Source organism: Streptomyces sp. NBC_00038 (assembly GCF_026343635.1).
Classification (GTDB): Bacteria; Actinomycetota; Actinomycetes; order Streptomycetales; family Streptomycetaceae; genus Streptomyces.
In genome coordinates this window covers 8,752,001-8,770,962 of the sequence record NZ_JAPELQ010000001.1, presented here as the reverse complement: position 1 = coordinate 8,770,962, position 18,962 = coordinate 8,752,001, and the positions used below count along the sequence as shown (strand labels likewise).

16 protein-coding genes are annotated in these 18,962 nt (G+C 69.5%); 10 read left to right on the top strand and 6 right to left on the bottom strand.

Translation table 11 applies throughout. The annotated features are described in order from the left end of the window. Positions 1-3: 3 nt before the first annotated feature. The 4 genes from OG219_RS39365 to OG219_RS39350 are packed head-to-tail and all read right to left on the bottom strand — an operon-like array spanning position 4 to position 3,932. Complete coding sequence (locus OG219_RS39365; RefSeq protein WP_266834858.1) at positions 4-912, bottom strand: sugar phosphate isomerase/epimerase; 909 nt, start codon at positions 910-912, stop codon at positions 4-6. 1 nt (position 913) lies between these two features. Further along, positions 914-1,831: an ATP-binding cassette domain-containing protein gene (locus OG219_RS39360; protein ID WP_266834856.1), complete on the bottom strand. Its 918-nt coding sequence runs from the start codon at positions 1,829-1,831 to the stop codon at positions 914-916. 5 nt (positions 1,832-1,836) lie between these two features. After that, positions 1,837-2,913: an ABC transporter permease gene (locus OG219_RS39355; RefSeq protein ID WP_266836390.1), complete on the bottom strand. Its 1,077-nt coding sequence runs from the start codon at positions 2,911-2,913 to the stop codon at positions 1,837-1,839. Beyond that, positions 2,913-3,932 carry a sugar ABC transporter substrate-binding protein gene (locus OG219_RS39350; RefSeq protein WP_266834855.1) on the bottom strand — a complete coding sequence of 340 codons (1,020 nt, stop codon included), beginning with the start codon at positions 3,930-3,932 and terminating at the stop codon, positions 2,913-2,915. Before OG219_RS39350 ends, OG219_RS39355 begins: the two co-directional genes overlap by 1 nt. Before the next feature lie 292 nt (positions 3,933-4,224). Between OG219_RS39350 and iolC the strand changes: the two genes are divergently transcribed. The 10 genes from iolC (at position 4,225) to OG219_RS39300 (ending at position 17,435) form a co-directional block, all read left to right on the top strand. Then, entirely contained in the window at positions 4,225-5,205 is a 981-nt protein-coding gene (gene iolC / locus OG219_RS39345) for a 5-dehydro-2-deoxygluconokinase (RefSeq protein WP_266834854.1), read from the top strand. Between the two features lie 51 nt (positions 5,206-5,256). Further along, a complete protein-coding gene (locus OG219_RS39340; protein WP_266834853.1) occupies positions 5,257-6,135 on the top strand; it encodes a deoxyribose-phosphate aldolase in 879 nt (292 codons plus the stop codon). A gap of 14 nt (positions 6,136-6,149) precedes the next feature. Further along, entirely contained in the window at positions 6,150-7,046 is an 897-nt protein-coding gene (iolB, locus tag OG219_RS39335) for a 5-deoxy-glucuronate isomerase (protein ID WP_266834852.1), read from the top strand. Next, positions 7,046-8,923 carry a 3D-(3,5/4)-trihydroxycyclohexane-1,2-dione acylhydrolase (decyclizing) gene (gene iolD, locus OG219_RS39330; RefSeq protein ID WP_266834851.1) on the top strand — a complete coding sequence of 626 codons (1,878 nt, stop codon included), beginning with the start codon at positions 7,046-7,048 and terminating at the stop codon, positions 8,921-8,923. The genes iolB and iolD overlap by 1 nt, the downstream gene beginning before the upstream one ends. 26 nt (positions 8,924-8,949) lie before the next feature. After that, positions 8,950-10,443, top strand: coding sequence for a CoA-acylating methylmalonate-semialdehyde dehydrogenase (locus OG219_RS39325; RefSeq protein ID WP_266834850.1), 1,494 nt, complete (start codon positions 8,950-8,952; stop codon positions 10,441-10,443). Positions 10,444-10,475: 32 nt separating this feature from the next. Continuing rightward, a complete protein-coding gene (locus OG219_RS39320; RefSeq protein ID WP_323183325.1) occupies positions 10,476-11,261 on the top strand; it encodes a GntR family transcriptional regulator in 786 nt (261 codons plus the stop codon). Between the two features lie 79 nt (positions 11,262-11,340). Beyond that, positions 11,341-11,655: a metalloregulator ArsR/SmtB family transcription factor gene (locus OG219_RS39315; protein ID WP_266834849.1), complete on the top strand. Its 315-nt coding sequence runs from the start codon at positions 11,341-11,343 to the stop codon at positions 11,653-11,655. Continuing rightward, positions 11,652-12,071, top strand: a complete 420-nt coding sequence (locus OG219_RS39310; RefSeq protein WP_266834847.1) for an SRPBCC domain-containing protein — start codon at positions 11,652-11,654, stop codon at positions 12,069-12,071. Before OG219_RS39315 ends, OG219_RS39310 begins: the two co-directional genes overlap by 4 nt. Positions 12,072-12,430: 359 nt before the next feature. Beyond that, positions 12,431-15,271, top strand: a complete 2,841-nt coding sequence (locus OG219_RS39305; RefSeq protein WP_266834845.1) for a carbohydrate-binding protein — start codon at positions 12,431-12,433, stop codon at positions 15,269-15,271. Between the two features lies 1 nt (position 15,272). After that, positions 15,273-17,435, top strand: coding sequence for a ThuA domain-containing protein (locus OG219_RS39300; protein ID WP_266834843.1), 2,163 nt, complete (start codon positions 15,273-15,275; stop codon positions 17,433-17,435). 160 nt (positions 17,436-17,595) lie between these two features. Here the strand turns inward: OG219_RS39300 and OG219_RS39295 are convergent, their stop codons facing one another. Both OG219_RS39295 and OG219_RS39290 read right to left on the bottom strand, forming a co-directional pair. After that, positions 17,596-17,991: a VOC family protein gene (locus OG219_RS39295; protein ID WP_266834841.1), complete on the bottom strand. Its 396-nt coding sequence runs from the start codon at positions 17,989-17,991 to the stop codon at positions 17,596-17,598. A 105-nt stretch (positions 17,992-18,096) separates the two neighbouring features. Beyond that, positions 18,097-18,732 (bottom strand): TetR/AcrR family transcriptional regulator, encoded by a 636-nt coding sequence (locus OG219_RS39290; RefSeq protein ID WP_266836388.1) that lies wholly within the window; start codon positions 18,730-18,732, stop codon positions 18,097-18,099. Positions 18,733-18,962 lie beyond the last annotated feature (230 nt).

Genomic DNA, 18,962 nt, shown 5'->3' with positions numbered 1-18,962 from the left:
TCGTCAGGCGCCGCAGGACCGCAGGAACTTGCGGGTGCGCACCGCGATGGGCAGCGGCTTGTCCGGCTCGCACGGGTACATGTCCTGCTCGACGATCGCGAACAGCTCGACGCCGAGGCGCTGCGCCGCGATCAGCACCGGCTCCAACTCCGGTACACCGGACGGCGGTTCGCACATCACTCCGCGCTGCACGGCCGGGCCGAAGGGAACCTCGTTCTTGACGACGTCGGCGAGGATCTCCGGGTCGACCTGCTTGAGGTGGAGGTAGCCGATGCGTTCGCCGTACGTCTCGATCAGCTTGACGCTGTCGCCGCCGCAGTAGGCGTAGTGCCCCGTGTCCAGGCAGAGGTTGACGAGTTCGGAGTCGGTCGAGTCGAGGAAGCGCTCGACGTGGTCCTCCGTGTCGATGTGGGTGTCCGCGTGCGGGTGGACGACGATGTCGAGGCCGTACGTCTCCTTGACCTCGTGTCCGAGGCGTTCCATGCCCTTGGTGAGGTGGGCCCACTGCTCGCCGGTCAGCTCCGGCGGCTCGAGGATCTCCGCTGTCTTGTCGTCCCGCCAGAAGGACGGGATGACGACCAGGTGCTTGGCGCCCATCGCCTGGGTGAGCGCGGCGACCTGGCTGACGTGCTCCCAGGTGGAGTCCCAGACGGAGTGGCCCCGGTGCAGGCCGGTGAAGACCGTGCCCGCGGAGACCTTCAGATCGCGCTTGCCGATCTCCTCGGTGAGCCGTGCCGGGTCGGTCGGCAGATAGCCGTACGGACCCAGCTCGATCCAGGGGTAGCCGGCCTCGGCGACCTCGTCCAGGAAGCGCTGCCACGGCACCTGTTGGGGGTCGTCGGGGAACCAGACGCCCCAGGAGTCCGGGGCGGAGCCGACCCGGATGCGGTCCAGAGAGGGACGGTCGGGCATGTCAGGAAGTCCCTTCGGTGGAAGCGGCAGCCGAAGCCTTGAGGTCCTTCACCTCGGGGAGCTCCTCGACGTCGACGCCGCGGACCTGGGCCAACTCGTGCTTGAGTGCGGCGAGTTCGGTGCCGCCTGCCATGTGGTTGGTGAGTTCTTCGAGGGTGATCTCGCTGCGTTCGGCGGAGAGTTCCATGGTGCCCAGGCGCAGCACGCTGAAGTGGTCGCCGACCATGTAGGCGTGGTGGGGGTTGTGGGTGATGAAGATGACGCCGAGGCCGCGGTCGCGGGCGGCGGCGACGTATTTCAGGACCACGCCGGACTGTTTGACGCCGAGGGCGGCGGTGGGCTCGTCGAGGATGAGGACGCGGGCGCCGAAGTAGACGGCGCGGGCGATGGCGACGCACTGGCGCTGGCCGCCGGAGAGGGTGCCGATGGGCTGTTCCAGGTTGTCCAGGAGGATGCCCATGTTGCGCAGCTCTTCGTCGGCCGTCTTCTTCATCTTCTCGATGTCGAGGCGGCGGACGGGCCAGGGGCCCTTGGTCATCTCCGAGCCGAGGAAGAAGTTCCGCCACACCGGCATCAGCGGCACGGTGGCGAGGTCCTGGTAGACGGTGGCGATACCGCGGTCCAGGGCCTGGCGGGGGGTGGTGAAGTGCACCGGTTCGCCGTCGACGAGGAACTCGCCCTCGGTGTGCTGGTGCAGCCCGGAAATGATTTTGATGAGGGTCGACTTGCCGGCCCCGTTGTCGCCCAGCACGCAAGTGACCTGGCTGGGGCGGACGGTGAGGTCCACCCCGTGCAGGGCGCGGACGTTGCCGTAGGACTTGCCCGCGTTGCGCAGCTCCACGAGCGGAGCGTCCTCGCCCTGGGGGACGCGGTCGGTGAGGATGGCGCCGTGCGTGCCGGATCCGCCTGTGTTCGTCATGGTGGTTACCTCCGGGTCGCGGTGCGCTGGACCCACAAGTTGATGAGGACGGCGCCCAGCAGCATCACGCCGAGGAAGGCCTTGAACCAGTCGGGGTTCCAGCCGGCGTAGACGATGCCCTGCTGCACCATGCCGAACATGAAGGCGCCGAAGACCGGGCCGATCGCACTGCCGGCGCCGCCGGTGAGCAGGCAGCCGCCGATCACGGCCGCGGAGATGTAGATCAGCTCCTGGCCCACACCCTCGCCGGACTGCACGGTGTTGAAGGAGAACAGCTGGTGCATACCGATGAACCAGGCACCGAAACCGACCAGCATGAACAGCGAGATCTTGGTGAAGGCCACCGGGACACCCACCGCGCGGGCGGAGTCCTTGTTGCCGCCGACCGCGAAGATCCAGTTGCCGTACTTGGTGCGCAGCAGTACCCAGGTGGCGATGGCCGCGAAGACCAGCCACCACACGATGGTGATCTTGATCTGGACGCCGCCGACCTCGAAGGTCGAGGCGAAGATCTTCTTGGCCTGGCCGAAGCCGTCCATGGTGCTGATGTCGTCGGTGGCCACGTTGCCGGTGACCAGCTTGGTCACCGCCAGGTTCACGCCCTGCAGGATCAGGAAGCTGCCCAGCGTGACCAGGAAGCTCGGCAACCCGGTCTTGACCACCAGCCAGCCGTTGAGGAACCCGATCCCCAGCGACACCGCCAGGGCGGCGATCACACCCACCCACACGTTCATGCTCAGCTGATACGCGAGCATGCTCGCGGTGAGCGCCGAGGTGATCACCGCGACACCGGCGGAGAGGTCGAACTCGCCGCCGATCATCAGCAGGGCGACCGGGAGGGCCATGATGCCGATGGTCGAGGACTGGTAGAGGACGTTCGCCATCGAGCTGGCCTCGCGCACCGGCGGCGCCGAGATCAGGAAGAACACGTAGACCGCGGCGGCACCGAGGAAGACACCCACCTCGGGCCGGGCCAACAGCCGTATCGCCAGGGGACGTTCCGCGGTCCGGCCGTCGGTCTGCTTCGGGCCGGAGGCCGGCGGTGTGGTCACCGCCGGCTCGGCATGCTGGGTCATGCTGATCACCGGGTTCCGTTGGCGGCGAACTCGGCGACGCTCTCGACGTTGGTCTTGTCGACGAAGGCCGGCCCGGTCAGCACCGGTGCCTCACCGCCGCCGCTGTAGTTCCCGTTGTTCTTGTAGAGCCACAGCGAGTCCACCGCCAAGTAGCCCTGGAGGTAGGGCTGCTGGTCCACGGCGAACTGGATGGTGCCGCTGCTGATGGCGCTCGTCAGGTCCTTGTTGAGGTCGAACGTGGCGATCTTCGCCTTGCTGCCCGCGTCGGACACCGACTGCACGGAGGTCAGGGCGAACGGGGCGCCCAGCGTGACCACGTAGTCGATGGCCTTGTCCTGCGTGAGCTTGGCGGTGATCGTCGACTTCACGGACGGCATGTCGGTGCCGTTGACGTTCAGTGTCTCGACGGTGCCGCTGAACGTCTTCTTCACGCCGTCGCAGCGCTGGGTCAGGCCGATGTTGCCCTGCTCCTGGATGACGCAGACGGCCTTCTTGGCGCCCTCCGAGTTCAGCCTGTTGCCGAGCGCCTCGCCGGCGACGGTCTCGTCCTGGCCGAAGAACTCCAGCAGGCCGAGGCTCTTCCAGTCACTGACACCGGAGTTGAGGCCGACCACGGGTATGTTCGCGGCCTTCGCCTTGTTCACGACGTCCTTCAGGGCGTCCGGCTTGGCGAGGGTGATCGCGATGCCGTCGACCTTCTGGTCGATCGCGTTCTGGACCAGGCTGGCCTGGTTGCCCGCGTTCGGGTCGGCGGAGTAGATGAGCTTGATGTTGTCCTTGGCGGCTGCGGCCTCGGCGCCCTTGCGGACGATGTCCCAGAACGTGTCGCCGGGCGCCTGGTGCGTGACCAGGGCGACCGTCATACGGGGTGTGGTGGCCTTGCCCGCGGAGGCGCCGTCGGCGCTCTCCTCGGACTTCTTGCCGCCCGAGCTGCTGGAGCAGCCAGCGAGGGTCAGGGCCGCTGCCGCGGCCACGGCTACGAAGGGGGCCATTCGGCGGGAGCGGGACTGGGAAGAGCGGTCCATCTTTCCTGCACCTCACTGTGCTACGGGGGAAGTGGAGCAGAGATCACAAGGATCCGGGGGCCCGGGAACTACGGAGAACCCGGGTCGTGTGCCGTAGAAAACGGCTGTTGCGCTGGGACGGAATCCAATCCCTGGGCGCGCCTGCTGTCAATACTTTGTTAAGACATCATTTCACAAGCAGGTCCGAATGTAAGTACAAACTATTGACAGCGCCACCCTCCGAGACCTACACCTGAGAGGCGGCAAGCCCCCTGGGGCCCGCACACCCCCAGCAGCCCGAGGAGCGTCGCGCATGGCCGAGTCATCCCAGCCCTTCGATTTGATCACGATGGGACGCATCGGGGTCGACCTTTACCCATTGCAGTCGGGCGTGCCCCTGGAGCGTGTGGAGACCTTCGGGAAATTCCTGGGCGGTTCGGCCACCAACGTGGCGGTCGCGGCCGCCCGGCTCGGCCGCGGCACCGCGGTGATCACCCGCACCGGCGACGACCCCTTCGGTGCCTATCTGCACCAGGCGCTCAGGGAGTTCGGCGTGGACGACCGCTGGGTCACGCCGGTCGCCGAGTACCCGACTCCGGTCACGTTCTGCGAGATCTTCCCGCCGGACGACTTCCCGCTGTACTTCTACCGGCAGCCCAAGGCGCCCGACCTGGAGATCCGCACGGAGGAGCTGGACTTCTTCGGGATCCGCGCGGCCCGCGTCTTCTGGATCACCGGCACCGGCCTGAGCGAGGAACCGAGCCGCTCCGCCACCCTCGCCGCCCTCAAGGCGCGCGACAAGGCGGGCATCACCGTCTTCGACCTCGACTGGCGCCCGATGTTCTGGAAGGACCCCGCGGAGGCCCGCCCGCACTACGCCGAAGCGCTGCGTCACGCGACCGTCGCGGTCGGCAACCTCGACGAGTGCGAGATCGCCACCGGCGTCCGCGAGCCCCGCGCCTGCGCCGAGGCGCTCCTCGACGCGGGTGTGGAACTCGCCGTCGTCAAACAGGGCCCCAAGGGCGTCCTGGCCATGCACCGCGACGGCACGACCGCCGAGGTGCCGCCGGTCCCGGTCGAGGTGCTCAACGGCCTCGGTGCGGGTGACGCGTTCGGCGGCGCGCTGTGCCACGGACTGCTGTCCGGCTGGGAGTTGGAGAAGACCATGCGGTACGCCAACGCGGCCGGCGCCCTCGTCGCCTCCCGGCTCGCCTGCTCCTCCGCGATGCCGACCGAGTCCGAGGTCGAGGACCTCCTCGCAGGCGCCGGCGTGGGCGCCCGAGTGGCCGGCTGAGCACCCGGTGGAGTACACGGCCGCCCGAGCCACCCTTGAACGGAGCTTCTCTTGAGCATCAGCATCCCCGACCTGGTCACCGTCAGGGCCCGCCATCCGGAGGCCGTCGCCGAGGCGGCCGCCCGCCGGGTGCGCCGCCCGCTGCTCGGTGACAGCGGCCGGCTGATGATCGTGGCCGCCGACCACCCGGCGCGCGGCGCCCTCGCCGTCGGCGACCGCCGCAGCGCCATGGCGAACCGGGCCGATCTGCTGGAGCGCCTGTGCATCGCGCTGTCCCGGCCGGGCGTCGACGGGGTGCTGGCGACCGCCGACATCCTGGAGGACCTTCTCCTGCTCGGGGTCCTCGACGGCAAGGTCGTGATGGGCTCGATGAACCGCGGCGGCCTGGCCGGCGCCTCCTTCGAGATGGACGACCGGTTCACCGGCCACCGTGGTGAGGACATCGCCCGGCTCCGCTTCGACGCGGGCAAGCTGCTGCTGCGTATCGACTACGACGACCCGGGCTCGCTGACCACCCTGGAATCCACCGCGCGAGCCATCGACGACATGGCGGCACGCCAACTCCCCCTGTTCGTCGAACCGTTCATCTCCCGCCGGGTCGACGGCGCGGTCCGCAACGACCTGTCCGCCGAGGCCGTGATCCGCTCCATCGCCATCTCCTCGGGCCTGGGCGGCACCTCCGCCTACACCTGGCTGAAACTCCCCGTCACCCACGACCCTGACGACATGGCCGAGGTCCTGGAGACGTCGACCCTGCCCGCCGTCCTCCTCGGCGGCGAGGTCGGGGACGACCAGGAGGGCGCGTACGAGAAGTGGCGCAAGGCGCTGCGCCTGCCCACCGTCCAGGGCCTCGTCGTCGGCCGCTCCCTGCTGTACCCCGCCGAGGGCAGCGTGGAGACGGCGGTGGACACCGCCGTGGGTCTGCTGTGAACCGGAGGCACGCGATGACCAGTGCATATCACCTTCCCGCCGGCAAGGCCCTGGGCGGCCCCTACGTCGTGGACGTCACCCCCGAGTCCGCGGTCTGGGGCTACTCCAGCCTACGGATCCTGGAGTTGCCGCCCGGCGGCGGGCACACCTTCGACACGGACGACAGCGAGTGGATCGTGCTGCCGCTCAGCGGTTCCTGCACCGTCGCCGCCGACGACGACTTCGGTCACGACACCTTCCAACTGCAGGGCCGCGACAGCGTGTTCACCGGCGTCAGCGACTTCGCGTACGTCCCACGGGATTCCCGTACGACGATCTCGTCGACCGGCGGCGGACGCTTCGCCCTCACCGGCGCGCGCTGCACCCGCCGGCTGCCCGCCCGCTACGGACCGGCCTCGTCGGTGCCGGTGGAGCTGCGCGGCACCGGCAACAGTTCCCGCCAGGTCAACAACTTCGGCGCGGCCGGGGTCTTCGAGTGCGACAAGCTCATCGCCGTCGAGGTGATCACCCCGGGCGGCAACTGGTCGTCCTTCCCGCCGCACAAGCACGACGAGCACCGTCCCGGTGAGGAGTCCGTTCTCGAAGAGGTCTACTACTTCGAGTTCGCCGACCACGAGGGCACACCCGGCCTCGGCTACCAGCGCGTCTCCCCGTCCGGGCAGGGCCGCAACACGGACGTGCTGGCCGAAGTGCGCGGCGGTGACGTCGTGTTGATCCCCGACGGCTGGCACGGGCCCTCCATGGCGGTGCCGGGCCACCACATGTACTACCTCAACGTCATGGCGGGCCCGGAGGACGACCGCTCCTGGCTGATCTGCGACCACCCCGATCACGCCTGGGTCCGCGACACCTGGCCCGAGCAGCCCGTCGACCCCCGCCTCCCCCTCTACACGGCACCGGAGAAGTCCTGATGAGCACCCCCACCCGCCGCCTGACCGTCGCCCAGGCCCTGGTGCGCTTCCTGTCGGTCCAGTACAGCGAGCGTGACGGCGTGCGGCACCGGCTGATCGCCGGTACCTGGGGCATCTTCGGGCACGGCAATGTGGCGGGCATCGGCCAGGCGCTCGTGGAGGCGGGCGAGGAGGCGATGCCGTACCACCAGGGCCGCAACGAACAGGCCATGGTGCACGCGGCGGTCGGCTACGCCCGCCACCTCGACCGGCTGTCCGCGCAGGCGGTCACCACGTCCATCGGACCGGGCGCCACCAACCTCGTCACGGGGGCCGCGCTCGCCACGATCAACCGGCTGCCGGTGCTTCTCCTGCCGGGCGACTACTTCGCCACGCGCGCCGCCGACCCGCTCCTCCAGCAGCTGGAGCACCCGGTCGAGGCGGACCTGTCGGTCAACGACACGCTGCGCCCGGTGTCCCGCTACTACGACCGGATCACACGCCCCGAGGCCCTGATCCCGTCGGCGCTGCAGGCGATGCGGGTCCTCACCGACCCGGTCGAGACCGGAGCCGTGACTCTCGCTCTGCCGCAGGACGTTCAGGCCGAGGCCTACGACTGGCCGGAGGAGTTCTTCGCCGACCGCGTGTGGCACGTACGACGTCCGGCGGCCGACCCGTTCGAGCTGGCGGAGGCGGTGGCGGCGATCCGGGCCGCCGAGCGCCCGCTGATCGTCGCGGGCGGCGGGATCCACCACAGCCGGGCCGAGGAGGCACTGAAGGCCCTGGTGGACGCCACCGGCATCCCGGTCGCGTCGACCCAGGCGGGCAAGGGCTCGCTGCGGTACGACCATCCGGCGGACCTGGGCGGAATCGGCCACACCGGTACGGCCGTCAGCGACGACATCGCGCGCACCGCGGACCTGGTCATCGGCGTCGGCACCCGCTACACGGACTTCACCACCGCGTCCAACACCCTCTTCCAGAACCCGGACGCCCGGTTCGTCAACCTCAACATCGCCGCGTTCGACGCCCACAAGCTGGCGGCGCGTCCACTCGTCTGCGACGCGAGAGCGGGGCTCACGGCGTTGACGGAGGCGCTGACCGGCCACCGTGTGAACTCGGCTTACGAGGCCGAGTACCGCACCGGCAAGGAGCGTTGGGAGCAGGTGGTCGAGGCCGCCTACCGCGCCGACGACGAGAACGCCGTACCGACCCAGACCCAGTTGCTCGGCGCCCTCGACGCGGTAGTGGGTGACGACGACGTGGTGATCAACGCGGCGGGTTCGCTCCCCGGCGACCTGCACAAGCTGTGGCGGGCGCGCAGCCGTCGCCAGTACCACCTGGAGTACGGCTACTCCTGCATGGGCTACGAGATCCCGGCCGGTATCGGTGTCCAGCACGCCGCCCCGGGCACGCCCGTCTGGTCCCTGGTCGGCGACGGCACCTACCTGATGATGCCGACCGAGATCGTCACCGCCGTCCAGGAGGGCCTGCCCGTCAACCTGGTGCTGATCCAGAACCACGGCTACGCCTCCATCGGCGGCCTCTCCGAGGCGGTCGGCGGCGAACGCTTCGGCACCGCCTACCGCTACCGCTCGGCCGACGGCACCTTCTCCGGCGCTCCGCTCCCGGTCGACCTCGCCGCCAACGCGGCCAGCCTCGGCATGGACGTCCTGCGCGCCAAGACGGTGCGCGAACTGCGCGAGGCGCTCGCCACGGCCCGCGCCTCCGACCGGCCGACCTGCGTGTACATCGAGACCGACACCGCCACCCCGACCGCTCCCCCGGCCGAGGCCTGGTGGGACGTCCCGGTGGCCGAAGTGTCGTCCCGCGAGGCCGCGACGACCGCCCGCGAGACCTACGACCGCCAAGTGGCCGACCGCCGCCGGCACCTCTGAACTCCCCTTCCAGGAAGGCCCGCACCATGAAGACCATCACCCACTGGATCGACGGCAAGCCCGTCGAAGGCACGTCCGGCCGCTTCGGACCCGTATACAACCCGGCGACCGGCGCGCAGGAGAAGCAGGCCGCCTTCGCGACCGTCGAGGACGTGGACACCGCCGTGGCCTCCGCCAAGGCCGCGTTCGAGAGCTGGGGCACCGCCTCGCTCGCCAAGCGCACGGCGATCCTGTTCAAGTACCGCGAGCTGCTGGACGCGCACCGCGACGAGATCGCCGAGCTGATCACCGCCGAGCACGGCAAGGTGCACTCGGACGCGCTCGGCGAGGTCGCGCGCGGCATGGAGATCGTCGAGCTGGCCTGCGGGATCAGCGTGCAGCTGAAGGGCGAGCTGTCCACGCAGGTGTCGACCCGCGTCGACGTGGCCTCGATCCGCCAGCCGCTCGGCGTGGTCGCGGGCATCACGCCGTTCAACTTCCCGGCCATGGTGCCGATGTGGATGTTCCCCCTCGCCATCGCATGCGGCAACACTTTCATCCTCAAGCCCAGCGAGAAGGACCCGTCGGCGTCCTTCCGCCTTGCCGAACTGGCCACCGAGGCGGGTCTGCCCAACGGTGTGCTGAACGTCGTACAGGGCGACAAGGTGGCCGTCGACCGCCTCCTGGAGCACCCGGACATCGAGGCCGTCTCCTTCGTCGGCTCGACGCCGATCGCCAAGTACATCCAGCTCAAGGCGGTTGAGCACGGCAAGCGCGTACAGGCCCTGGGCGGCGCCAAGAACCACATGCTCGTACTGCCGGACGCGGACCTGGACTTCGCGGCCGACCAGGCGATCAACGCGGCGTACGGCTCGGCCGGCGAGCGCTGCATGGCCGTGTCCGTCGTGGTCGCGGTCGGTGACACCGGTGACGAGCTGGTCGCCAAGATCGCCGAGCGCGCCGGCAACCTGCGCATCGGTCCCGGCAACGACCCGGCGAGCGAGATGGGTCCGCTCATCACGCGCGAACACCGCGACAAGGTCGCCTCGTACGTCGCATCGGCCGCCGACCAGGGCGCCGAGGTCGTCGTCGACGGCACCGGCTTCTCGGTCGACGGCCACGAGGACGGCTTCTTCCTCGGCGTCTCCCTGCTCGACAAGGTGCCGCTGACGGCGGACGCGTACCGCGACGAGATCTTCGGCCCGGTGCTGGTCGTCGTCCGCGCGGAGTCGTACGACGAGGCCATCAAGCTGATCAACAGCTCCCGTTGGGGCAACGGCACCGCCATCTTCACCCGCGACGGCGGCGCCGCCCGCCGCTTCCAGATGGAGGTCAAGGCGGGCATGGTCGGCGTGAACGTGCCGATCCCGGTGCCCGTCGGCTACCACTCCTTCGGCGGCTGGAAGGACTCGCTCTTCGGCGACCTGCATGTGTACGGCAACGACGGCGTCGCCTTCTACACCCAGGGCAAGGTGATCACCACGCGCTGGCCGGACCCGTCCGACGCCGGGATCAACCTCGGCTTCCCCAGCCACTCCTGACCCCTGCCGACGATCCGAGAGGAGGTGCCCCCGTGGCCGCGACCCGTGACCGCTCTCGCGCCGTGTCCGTCTCCGCGCTCGACGCCCTGAACTTCGCGCTGAACCGCAACAGTCCGGTGCCGTTGTACTACCAGCTCGCGCAGCAATTGGAGTCGGCGATAGAGCACGGGTCTCTCGCCCCGGGAAACCTCCTGGGCAACGAGGTCGACCTCTCCGTGCGCCTGGGCCTGTCCCGGCCCACGGTCCGCCAGGCCATCCAGTCCCTCGTCGACAAGGGCCTGCTGGTGCGCCGGCGCGGAGTCGGTACGCAGGTGGTGCACAGCCAGGTCAAGCGGCCGCTGGAGCTCAGCAGTCTCTACGACGACCTGGAGTCCGCTGGGCAGGGCCCCTCCACGCAGGTGGTGCGCAACGAGGGCGTGCCCGCGACCCCCGATGTCGCGGCCGCCCTCGGCGTCGCGGAGGGCAGCGAGGTCACGCTCCTGGAGCGGCTGCGCTCCACGCACGGCGAGCCCGTGGCCCTCCTCTGCAACTACCTGCCCGCGAATCTGCTCGAACTCGACACCGCCGGGCTGGAGTCGACCGGCCTGTACCGGATGCTGCGCACCGCCGGCGTCACCCTGCACAGCGCGCGCCAGACCATCGGCGCCCGCTCGGCCACCGCCGAGGAGGCCGCCCGCCTCGACGAGCAGGAGGGGACGGCGCTGCTCACCATGCAGCGCACGGCCTACGACGACACGGGCCGTGCGGTCGAGTTCGGGACGCACATCTACCGCGCGTCCCGGTACGCGTTCGACTTCCAGCTGCTGGTCAGGCCCTGACGAGCTCACGGTCCCCGGCACGACGGAACGCGTCGGAAAAAGTTGACACGTCGGAACTCTCCGACACATCATGGTCTCCATGCCCACAGGAGATGTGTTCAGCGCGCTGGCCAATCCGGTGCGGCGGCGGCTCATGGAAGCCTTGCAGGACGGGCCGCGTGCGGCCGGGGAACTCGCCGGCCAGTTCGCGCTCAGCCGGCCCGCGATCTCCGAGCACCTGACGGTGCTCAAGAACGCGCGGCTCGTGCGCGAGGAGCCCAGGGGCCGCCATCGCTACTACCACCTCGAAGCCGCCCCACTGGCCGAGGTGAGTGAGTGGCTGCATCCCTTCGAACACTACTGGCGCACGCGCATGGGTGCGCTGCGTGACCTGATGGACGAGGAGTCCCCATGAGCACCACCGATCCGGCCGTCATCAACTGCGAGCAGTTCATCCCGCATCCCCCCGCCGCGGTGTGGAAGGTCCTGACCGATCCCGAGCTGCACGCGCGCTGGTGGGCGGCCGGTGACGTGCGGCCGGTCGTCGGCCACCGCTTCACGCTCGACATGGGCAAGTGGGGACTTCAGCCCTGCGAAGTACTCACGGTCGAACCCGAGCGCCTGCTCCGCTACAGCTTCGCGTCCGGCACCCTGGACACCACGATCACCTGGCGGCTCCGGAGCGAGGGAACCGGCACCCGGCTGTTCCTCGAACACGCCGGATTCGACCTGGACTCCCCCCTGGGCAAGGCCGCGATCGAGGGCATGGGCAACGGCTGGCCGGGCCTCCTGCGCCGCATCGAATCGGTGCTCGGCGCGGCGGCCCGCTGAGGGACCGGACCACCCCGAAGAGCAATGACCTGGGGGGCGTTGAGGCTGCGCCCCCCTCATGAAAACGGCCGACGCCTCCCGGTGCGGCAGTGCACAGCCCGGCACACGAGCTCCGTATGTCCGGAAGGCGGACATTTGGTACGGGGTTTCGACGGGCATCGATTTTGACAGGCGCTTGACAAATTCCGCGCGCTTCGCGAGCATGCAAAACATCTGCAGACGGCTGCAAATACTGATGTGCAGCACGCAATTACTGCTCGCGACCTCCACACGCATCCCAGTACGGCTGATGCACGCGGCAAGCGCGGCCGGCGCGCGCCTTTGCCTGACAACCCGCACCGTCAGGAAGGAAGCCCCCCATGTCTCGGCGCCCTCGCGCAGGGCTGAGAATGCTCACTGCGCTCGCGCTCATCCTGGCCGGAGCCGCCACGGCGGCGCCCGCGGCCACGGCGTTACCGGCGGATCTCCCACCCGCCGACTACCAGCAGGTACAACTCGCCTCGGGAGCAGCCGAGATGGGCGAGCCGATGTCGCTGACCGTGCTGCCCGACCGGTCCGTCCTGCACACCGCGCGCGACGGCACGATCCGCTACACCGACGCCGCGGGCAACACCAAGCAGGCCGCCAAACTGAACGTCTACACGCATGACGAGGAGGGTCTGCAGGGCATCGCGGCCGACCCCGGATTCGCCTCCAACCGGTACGTCTACGTGTACTACTCCCCCACGCTCAACACCCCTGCGGGCGACGCCCCGGCCACCGGAACCGCCGCCGACTTCGAGCCCTGGAAGGGGCACCTGAACCTGTCGCGGTTCACGCTGAAGACCGACGGCACCCTCGACACGGCCAGCGAGAAGGTCGTCCTCGAAGTCCCCAACGACCGCGGCCAGTGCTGCCACGTCGGCGGCGACATCGACTTCGACGCGACCGGGAACCTCTACCTGACCACGGGCGACGACACCAACCCGTTCGACTCCTCCGGCTACGCGCCGCTCGACGAACGCACCGACCGCAACCCGCAGTTCGACGCGCAGCGCAGCTCCGGCAACACCAACGACCTGCGCGGCAAGCTGCTCCGTATCAAGCCGACCGCCGCCGGCGGCTACACCGTCCCGTCGGGCAACCTCTTCGCGCCCGGCGCCGCGAACACCCGCCCCGAGATCTACGCGATGGGCTTCCGCAACCCGTTCCGGATGTCCGTCGACCGCGCCACCGGAGTCGTCTACCTCGGCGACTACGGTCCGGACGCGGGCGCCACCGACGCGAACCGCGGCCCCGGCGGCCAGGTCGAGTTCGACCGTGTCACGGCGCCCGGCAACTTCGGCTGGCCGTACTGCACCGGCACCAACACCACCGGTGAGACGTACAGCGAGTACACCTTCCCGAGCGGCCCCTCCGGCGCCAAGTACGACTGCGCGGGCGGACCGGCCAACAACTCCTTCCGCAACACCGGGCAGGCCCAACTGCCCCCGGCGAAGCCGAGTTGGATCAAGTACGGGCTCGACGGCTCGCCTCCCGAGTTCGGCAGCGGCTCCGAGTCGCCCATGGGCGGCGATGTCTACCGCTACGACCCCGACCTCGACTCCTCGGTCAAGTTCCCGCAGTCCCTCGACGGCAAGTTCTTCGCCGCCGAGTACGGACGGCAGTGGATCAAGGCCATCGAGGTCAAGAGCGACGGTTCGTACGGCACGATCGAGGACGTCCCCTGGGACGGCACGCAGGTCATCGACAGCGACTTCGGACCCGACGGCGCGCTGTACGTCCTGGACTACGGCACCGGGAGCAACAACCAGGGCCTGTACCGCATCGAGTACATCGCGGGCAGCAACCGCAACCCGGTCGCCCAGGCGTCCGCGGACAAGACCTCCGGGACGCTGCCGCTGACCGTGCAGTTCTCCTCGCAGGGCAGCTCCGACCCCGAGGGCCAACAGCTCACCTACTCCTGGGACTTCGGTGACGGCTCCACGTCCACCCAGGCCAACCCCAGCCACACGTACACCGCCGCGGGCACCTACCACCCCACCCTCACCGTCAAGGACCCCGAGGGCCTCACCGGCACCGCCAGCCTGGTGGTGACCGCCGGCAACACCGCGCCGACCGTCACGCTGCAACAGCCCCTCGACGGGCAGCTGTTCTCCTTCGGTGACACCGTCCCCTTCACGATCCAGGCCAGTGACCCCGAGGACGGCACGATCGACTGCTCCAAGGTGAAGCTGACCTACCTCCTCGGCCATGACAGCCACACCCACGCCATCACCTCCACCACCGGATGCAGCGGCAACCTCACCATCCCGGCCGACGGCGAGCACGACAGCGCCGCCAACCTGTACGGCGTCTTCGATGCCGAGTACACCGACGCGGGCGGTCTGACCACGCACTCCGTGCGCACCCTGCAACCCCGCCACCGCCAGGCCGAGCACTTCTCGGCCCAATCGGGCATCCAGGTCGCCGGGCACGGCACGGCCGAGGGCGCCAACACGGTCGGCTTCACCGACGACGGCGACTGGATCTCCTTCAAGCCGTACGCGCTCACCGGGGCCAACCTCTTCTCCGCCCGGGTCGCCTCCGGAGGGACCGGCGGCACCATCGAGATCCGTGCCGGCTCCACGACCGGGACGCTGCTCGGCACCGCGACCGTGCCGGTGACCGGTGGCTGGGAGACGTACACGGACGTCTCGGCGCCGTTGTCCTCGGTCCCGTCCGGCAGCACCGAGCTGTTCCTCGTCTTCCACGGCCCCACCGGCCAGGGGAACCTGTTCGACGTCGACGCGTTCACCTTCAGCGGCAGCACCCCCACCAACACGACGTGGGAGGGCGAGTCCTTCAGCTCGGGCTCCGGCGTACAGGCCGCGGGGCACGCACCGGCCAGCGGCGGGCAGACGCTCGGCTACATAGAGAACGGCGACTGGGCCGGATACGCGTCCGTGCCCACCACGGGCGCCACGTCCTTCTCCGCCAAGGTCTCCTCTGCGGGCGCGGGCGGCACCATCCAGATCCGCTCCGGTTCGCAGACCGGGACGGTGATCGGCTCGGTGACGGTGCCGGTGACCGGCGGCTGGGAGACCTTCAGCACCGTGACCACCACGCTCAACGGCACCGGGTCAGGGCCGCTGTTCCTCACCTTCACCGGAGGCGGCGGATACCTCTTCGACATCGACACCTTCACACTCGGCGCCTCCTCGGCGCGGAAGGCGGGCTGACATGACCAGCCTGACGCGGCGGTTGCGCCGCGCCCCGGCGATCCTCGCCATGGCACTGACCTGCGCGCTGCTCACGCCCTTCGGGCAGGCGCAGGCAGCCCCCGACCAGCAGGCCGCACCCTTCGACGTCCTCGTGTTCTCCAAGACCGCCGGATTCCGGCACGACGCGATCCCGGCCGGCATCAGCGCCCTGCAAACCCTGGGCCAGCAGAACGACTTCACCGTGACCGCCACCGAGGACGCCGCCGCGTTCACCACGGCCAACCTGTCCGGCTACGAGGCGGTGGTCTTCCTCAACACCACCGGCGACGTCCTCGACGCCTCCCAGCAGACCGCCTTCCAGAGCTACGTCGACTCGGGCGGCGGCTACTTCGGGGTACACGCGGCCGCCGACACGGAGTACGACTGGTCCTACTACGGCCAGCTCGTCGGCGCCTACTTCCAGAGCCACCCCGCGATCCAACAGGCCACGGTCAAGAACGAGGACCGCACCCATCCGGCGACCACGCATCTGGGCGCCACCTGGACGCGTACCGACGAGTTGTACAACTACCGCACGAATCCGCGCGCAGGCGTCCGCGTCCTGCAGACCCTGGACGAGACGACGTACACCGGCGGCACGATGGGCGCCGACCACCCGATCACCTGGTGCCACAACCAGGGCGCGGGCCGCTCCTTCTACACCGGGCTCGGCCACACGATCGAGTCCTACAGCGACCCGGCCTTCCGTTCCCTGCTGCTCGGCGCCGTGCGCTACGCGGCCGGCCAGGTCTCGGCCGACTGCTCGCCAGCGCCCGCCACTGGACCGGTCGAGGCCGAGTCCTACACGTCGGGCTCCGGCGTGCAGATAGCGGGCCACGCACCGGCCAGCGGTGGCCAGACCCTGGGCTACATCGACAACGGGGACTGGGCCGGGTACGCCTCCGTGCCCACCGCGGGCGCCACGTCCTTCTCCGCCAAGGTCTCCTCGGCGGGCGCGGGCGGCACCATCGAGATCCGCTCGGGCTCGGCCACCGGCACCCTGCTCGGCTCGGTGACGGTACCGGTGACCGGCGGCTGGGAGACCTTCACGACGGTCTCGACGACTCTGACCGCCACCGCCTCCGGCCCGCTGTTCCTGAGATTCACCGGCGGTAGCGGATCCCTCTTCGACATCGACACCTTCACGCTCGCCACCGAGCCCGCTTCCAGCGAGCTGTCGCCGAACGTGCACCTCTTCTACTACCCCTGGTACGGCAGCCCGGCCGTCAACGGCGGCTGGCGGCACTGGCAGCAGGGCGGCCGCACACCGCCCGAGGACATCGGCGCCGACCTCTACCCGGCACTGGGCGCCTACGACTCCGCGGACTACGCGGGCGCCGTCGCCCAGCACATGAAGTGGGTCGCCCGGTCCGGCGCCGGCGTCATCGTCTACAGCTGGTGGGGCCAGGGCGGTTACGAGGACCAGCTCGCCCGGGGTGTGCTCGACGCGGCGCAGAAAGAGGGCGTCAAGGTGGCCTGGCACCTGGAGCCGTACACCGGTCGCACCGCGGCCTCGACCGTCGCCGACATCCAGTACATCAACACCACCTACGGGGGCCATCCGGCCTTCTACCGCGACGCCGAGCACGCCGACAAGGGCGCGTTCTACGTCTTCGAGAGCCTGAAGATCACCGACTGGGCGGCGCTCGACCAGGTCACGGGCAACAGCATCGTGCTCGCGCAGACCACCGACACCACCAAGATCGCGCACTTCTCCGGCCTGTACACCTACGACGGCATCGCGGGCGCCACCGCTCCCGGCTGGAAGCAGGCCGGCGACTACGCCCGTGCCAACAACCTGATCTGGGCCCCGTCGGTCGCTCCCGGCTACCTCGACGACCGGGCGGTGCCGGGCAACACGACACCCACCGTCGACCGGGCCGGCGGAGCGGCCTACGACAGGCAGTGGTCCAACGCCCTCGACCCCGCGATCGGCGGCTCACCGACCTGGGTGTCGGTCACGTCCTTCAACGAATGGCACGAAGGGAGTTCGATCGAACCGGCCGACTCCACCCCGCCCGCGGGCCACGGCTACCTCACGTACGAAGGCGCCTACGGCCTGACCGGCGAGGCGGCGCAGACGGCCTACCTGGACCGCACCGCGTACTGGGTCGGCCTCTTCGGGACGGCGCTGCGCGACTGACACGGAACGCCTCGTCGGCGGGGCGTTCCGAGAAGGGCGCCCGACCCGGCACAGGCCGGGATCGGGCGTCCTTCGACCGTCGGGGCGGGTGAGCGATTGACCTCTTCCCGGCAACGTGACGGCTGCGGTGCGTGACGGAGTGCGGGTGCCCGCTCGCGGCCTAGTTCTGCGGTGCCAGGGTGCGCACGACGTCGAACTCGTTGCCCTCGGGGTCGGCCATGACCACCCAGTTCCGGTCTGGGCCCTGGCCCACGTCCGTCGTGGTGGCGCCGAGGTCGAGCAGTCTGGTCACCTCGTCCTCGGTGCTGCCGTCGATCGGGCTGACGTCGAGGTGAAGCCGGTTCTTGACGGTCTTGCCCTCGGGCACCTGGATGAAAAGCAGGGTGGGCGGCATCTGGCGGGCCCGGACATCCTCGACGGTCGGCACCCAGGAGCCGATCTCGACCTTGCCCTCGCTCCGGTCGATCACCTTGAAGTCCAGGACCGCGCACCAGAAGGCCGCGAGCCTCTCCGGGTCGTGGCAGTCAACGACCAACTCGGTGAACCTACTTGTCATGACTCTCCCAGATAGTGCGGACGGCGCTCAGGGTATGCCGCCCGTCCGACGGATCCGAGATCTTTCCGAGAAAGGCTCATGGGGTTCCGGTGGGCTTTGGCCTGGTCAGCGGCCGACGGCGGCGTCCCCGCGGAACGCTCCGGCCACCACGGGGACCAGCTGCCGCTCGATCTGCTCGGCGGGCATGACGGCCAACTCCGCGCCGATGGGCGCCAGCGCGAGCCAGTTCAGCAGGCCGGCCGCGCAGCGCGTACGGAAGACCAGTTCCTGCTCGTCGACTCCGGGAAGGTTCGCCGTCAGCACCCGGAGGGCCTCCCGGCGAGTGCGATCGAACTTGGCGGCCAGACGCTCCCACCCCTGGGGCGGATCAATGCTGACGCGCGCCACCGTCCGCATCACGGCCAGGTCCTGCCCACCGGCCGCCAGCGCGCGCACCATCGGCCGCGCGAACGCCGCCGCCAGGTCCTGGAGTGTCGACGTGGGGCCAAGCGAATCGAGCGCCAGGAGCTGCGCGTCCAGATACCGCTCCAACGCGTGCTCGATCGCCGAGTCGCACAACGCCTTCAACGACCCGAAGTGGTAACTCACCGCAGCGACGTTGGCCCCGGCGCGAGCGGTGATGTCGCGGAGCGTCACGCCCTCCTGGCCTTTTTGCGCGAGCAACTCCAGGGCGGCCGTCTGCAGACCGTCCCGCGTGCGCTGACCAGCCTCTCGGCGCAGGTCCGTCTTTTCCTCCCGCATCACGCCATGTACTCAAGCAGATGCTTGAGTACATCGTCAACAGCGGGCACCTGGGGCGCCGCCCAGGATCACCGCCGCAGACCCGACCCCCTCACCTGACCAGCCACAATGCGGCCGCACGAGCATGCCCCCACGGCTGCGCGCCCACAGAATTCAAACATCTGCTTGACAGCCCGCCACTGCCATCCATAAATTAAAGCGAGCGTTTGAATTACTAAAGACGCGAGAGA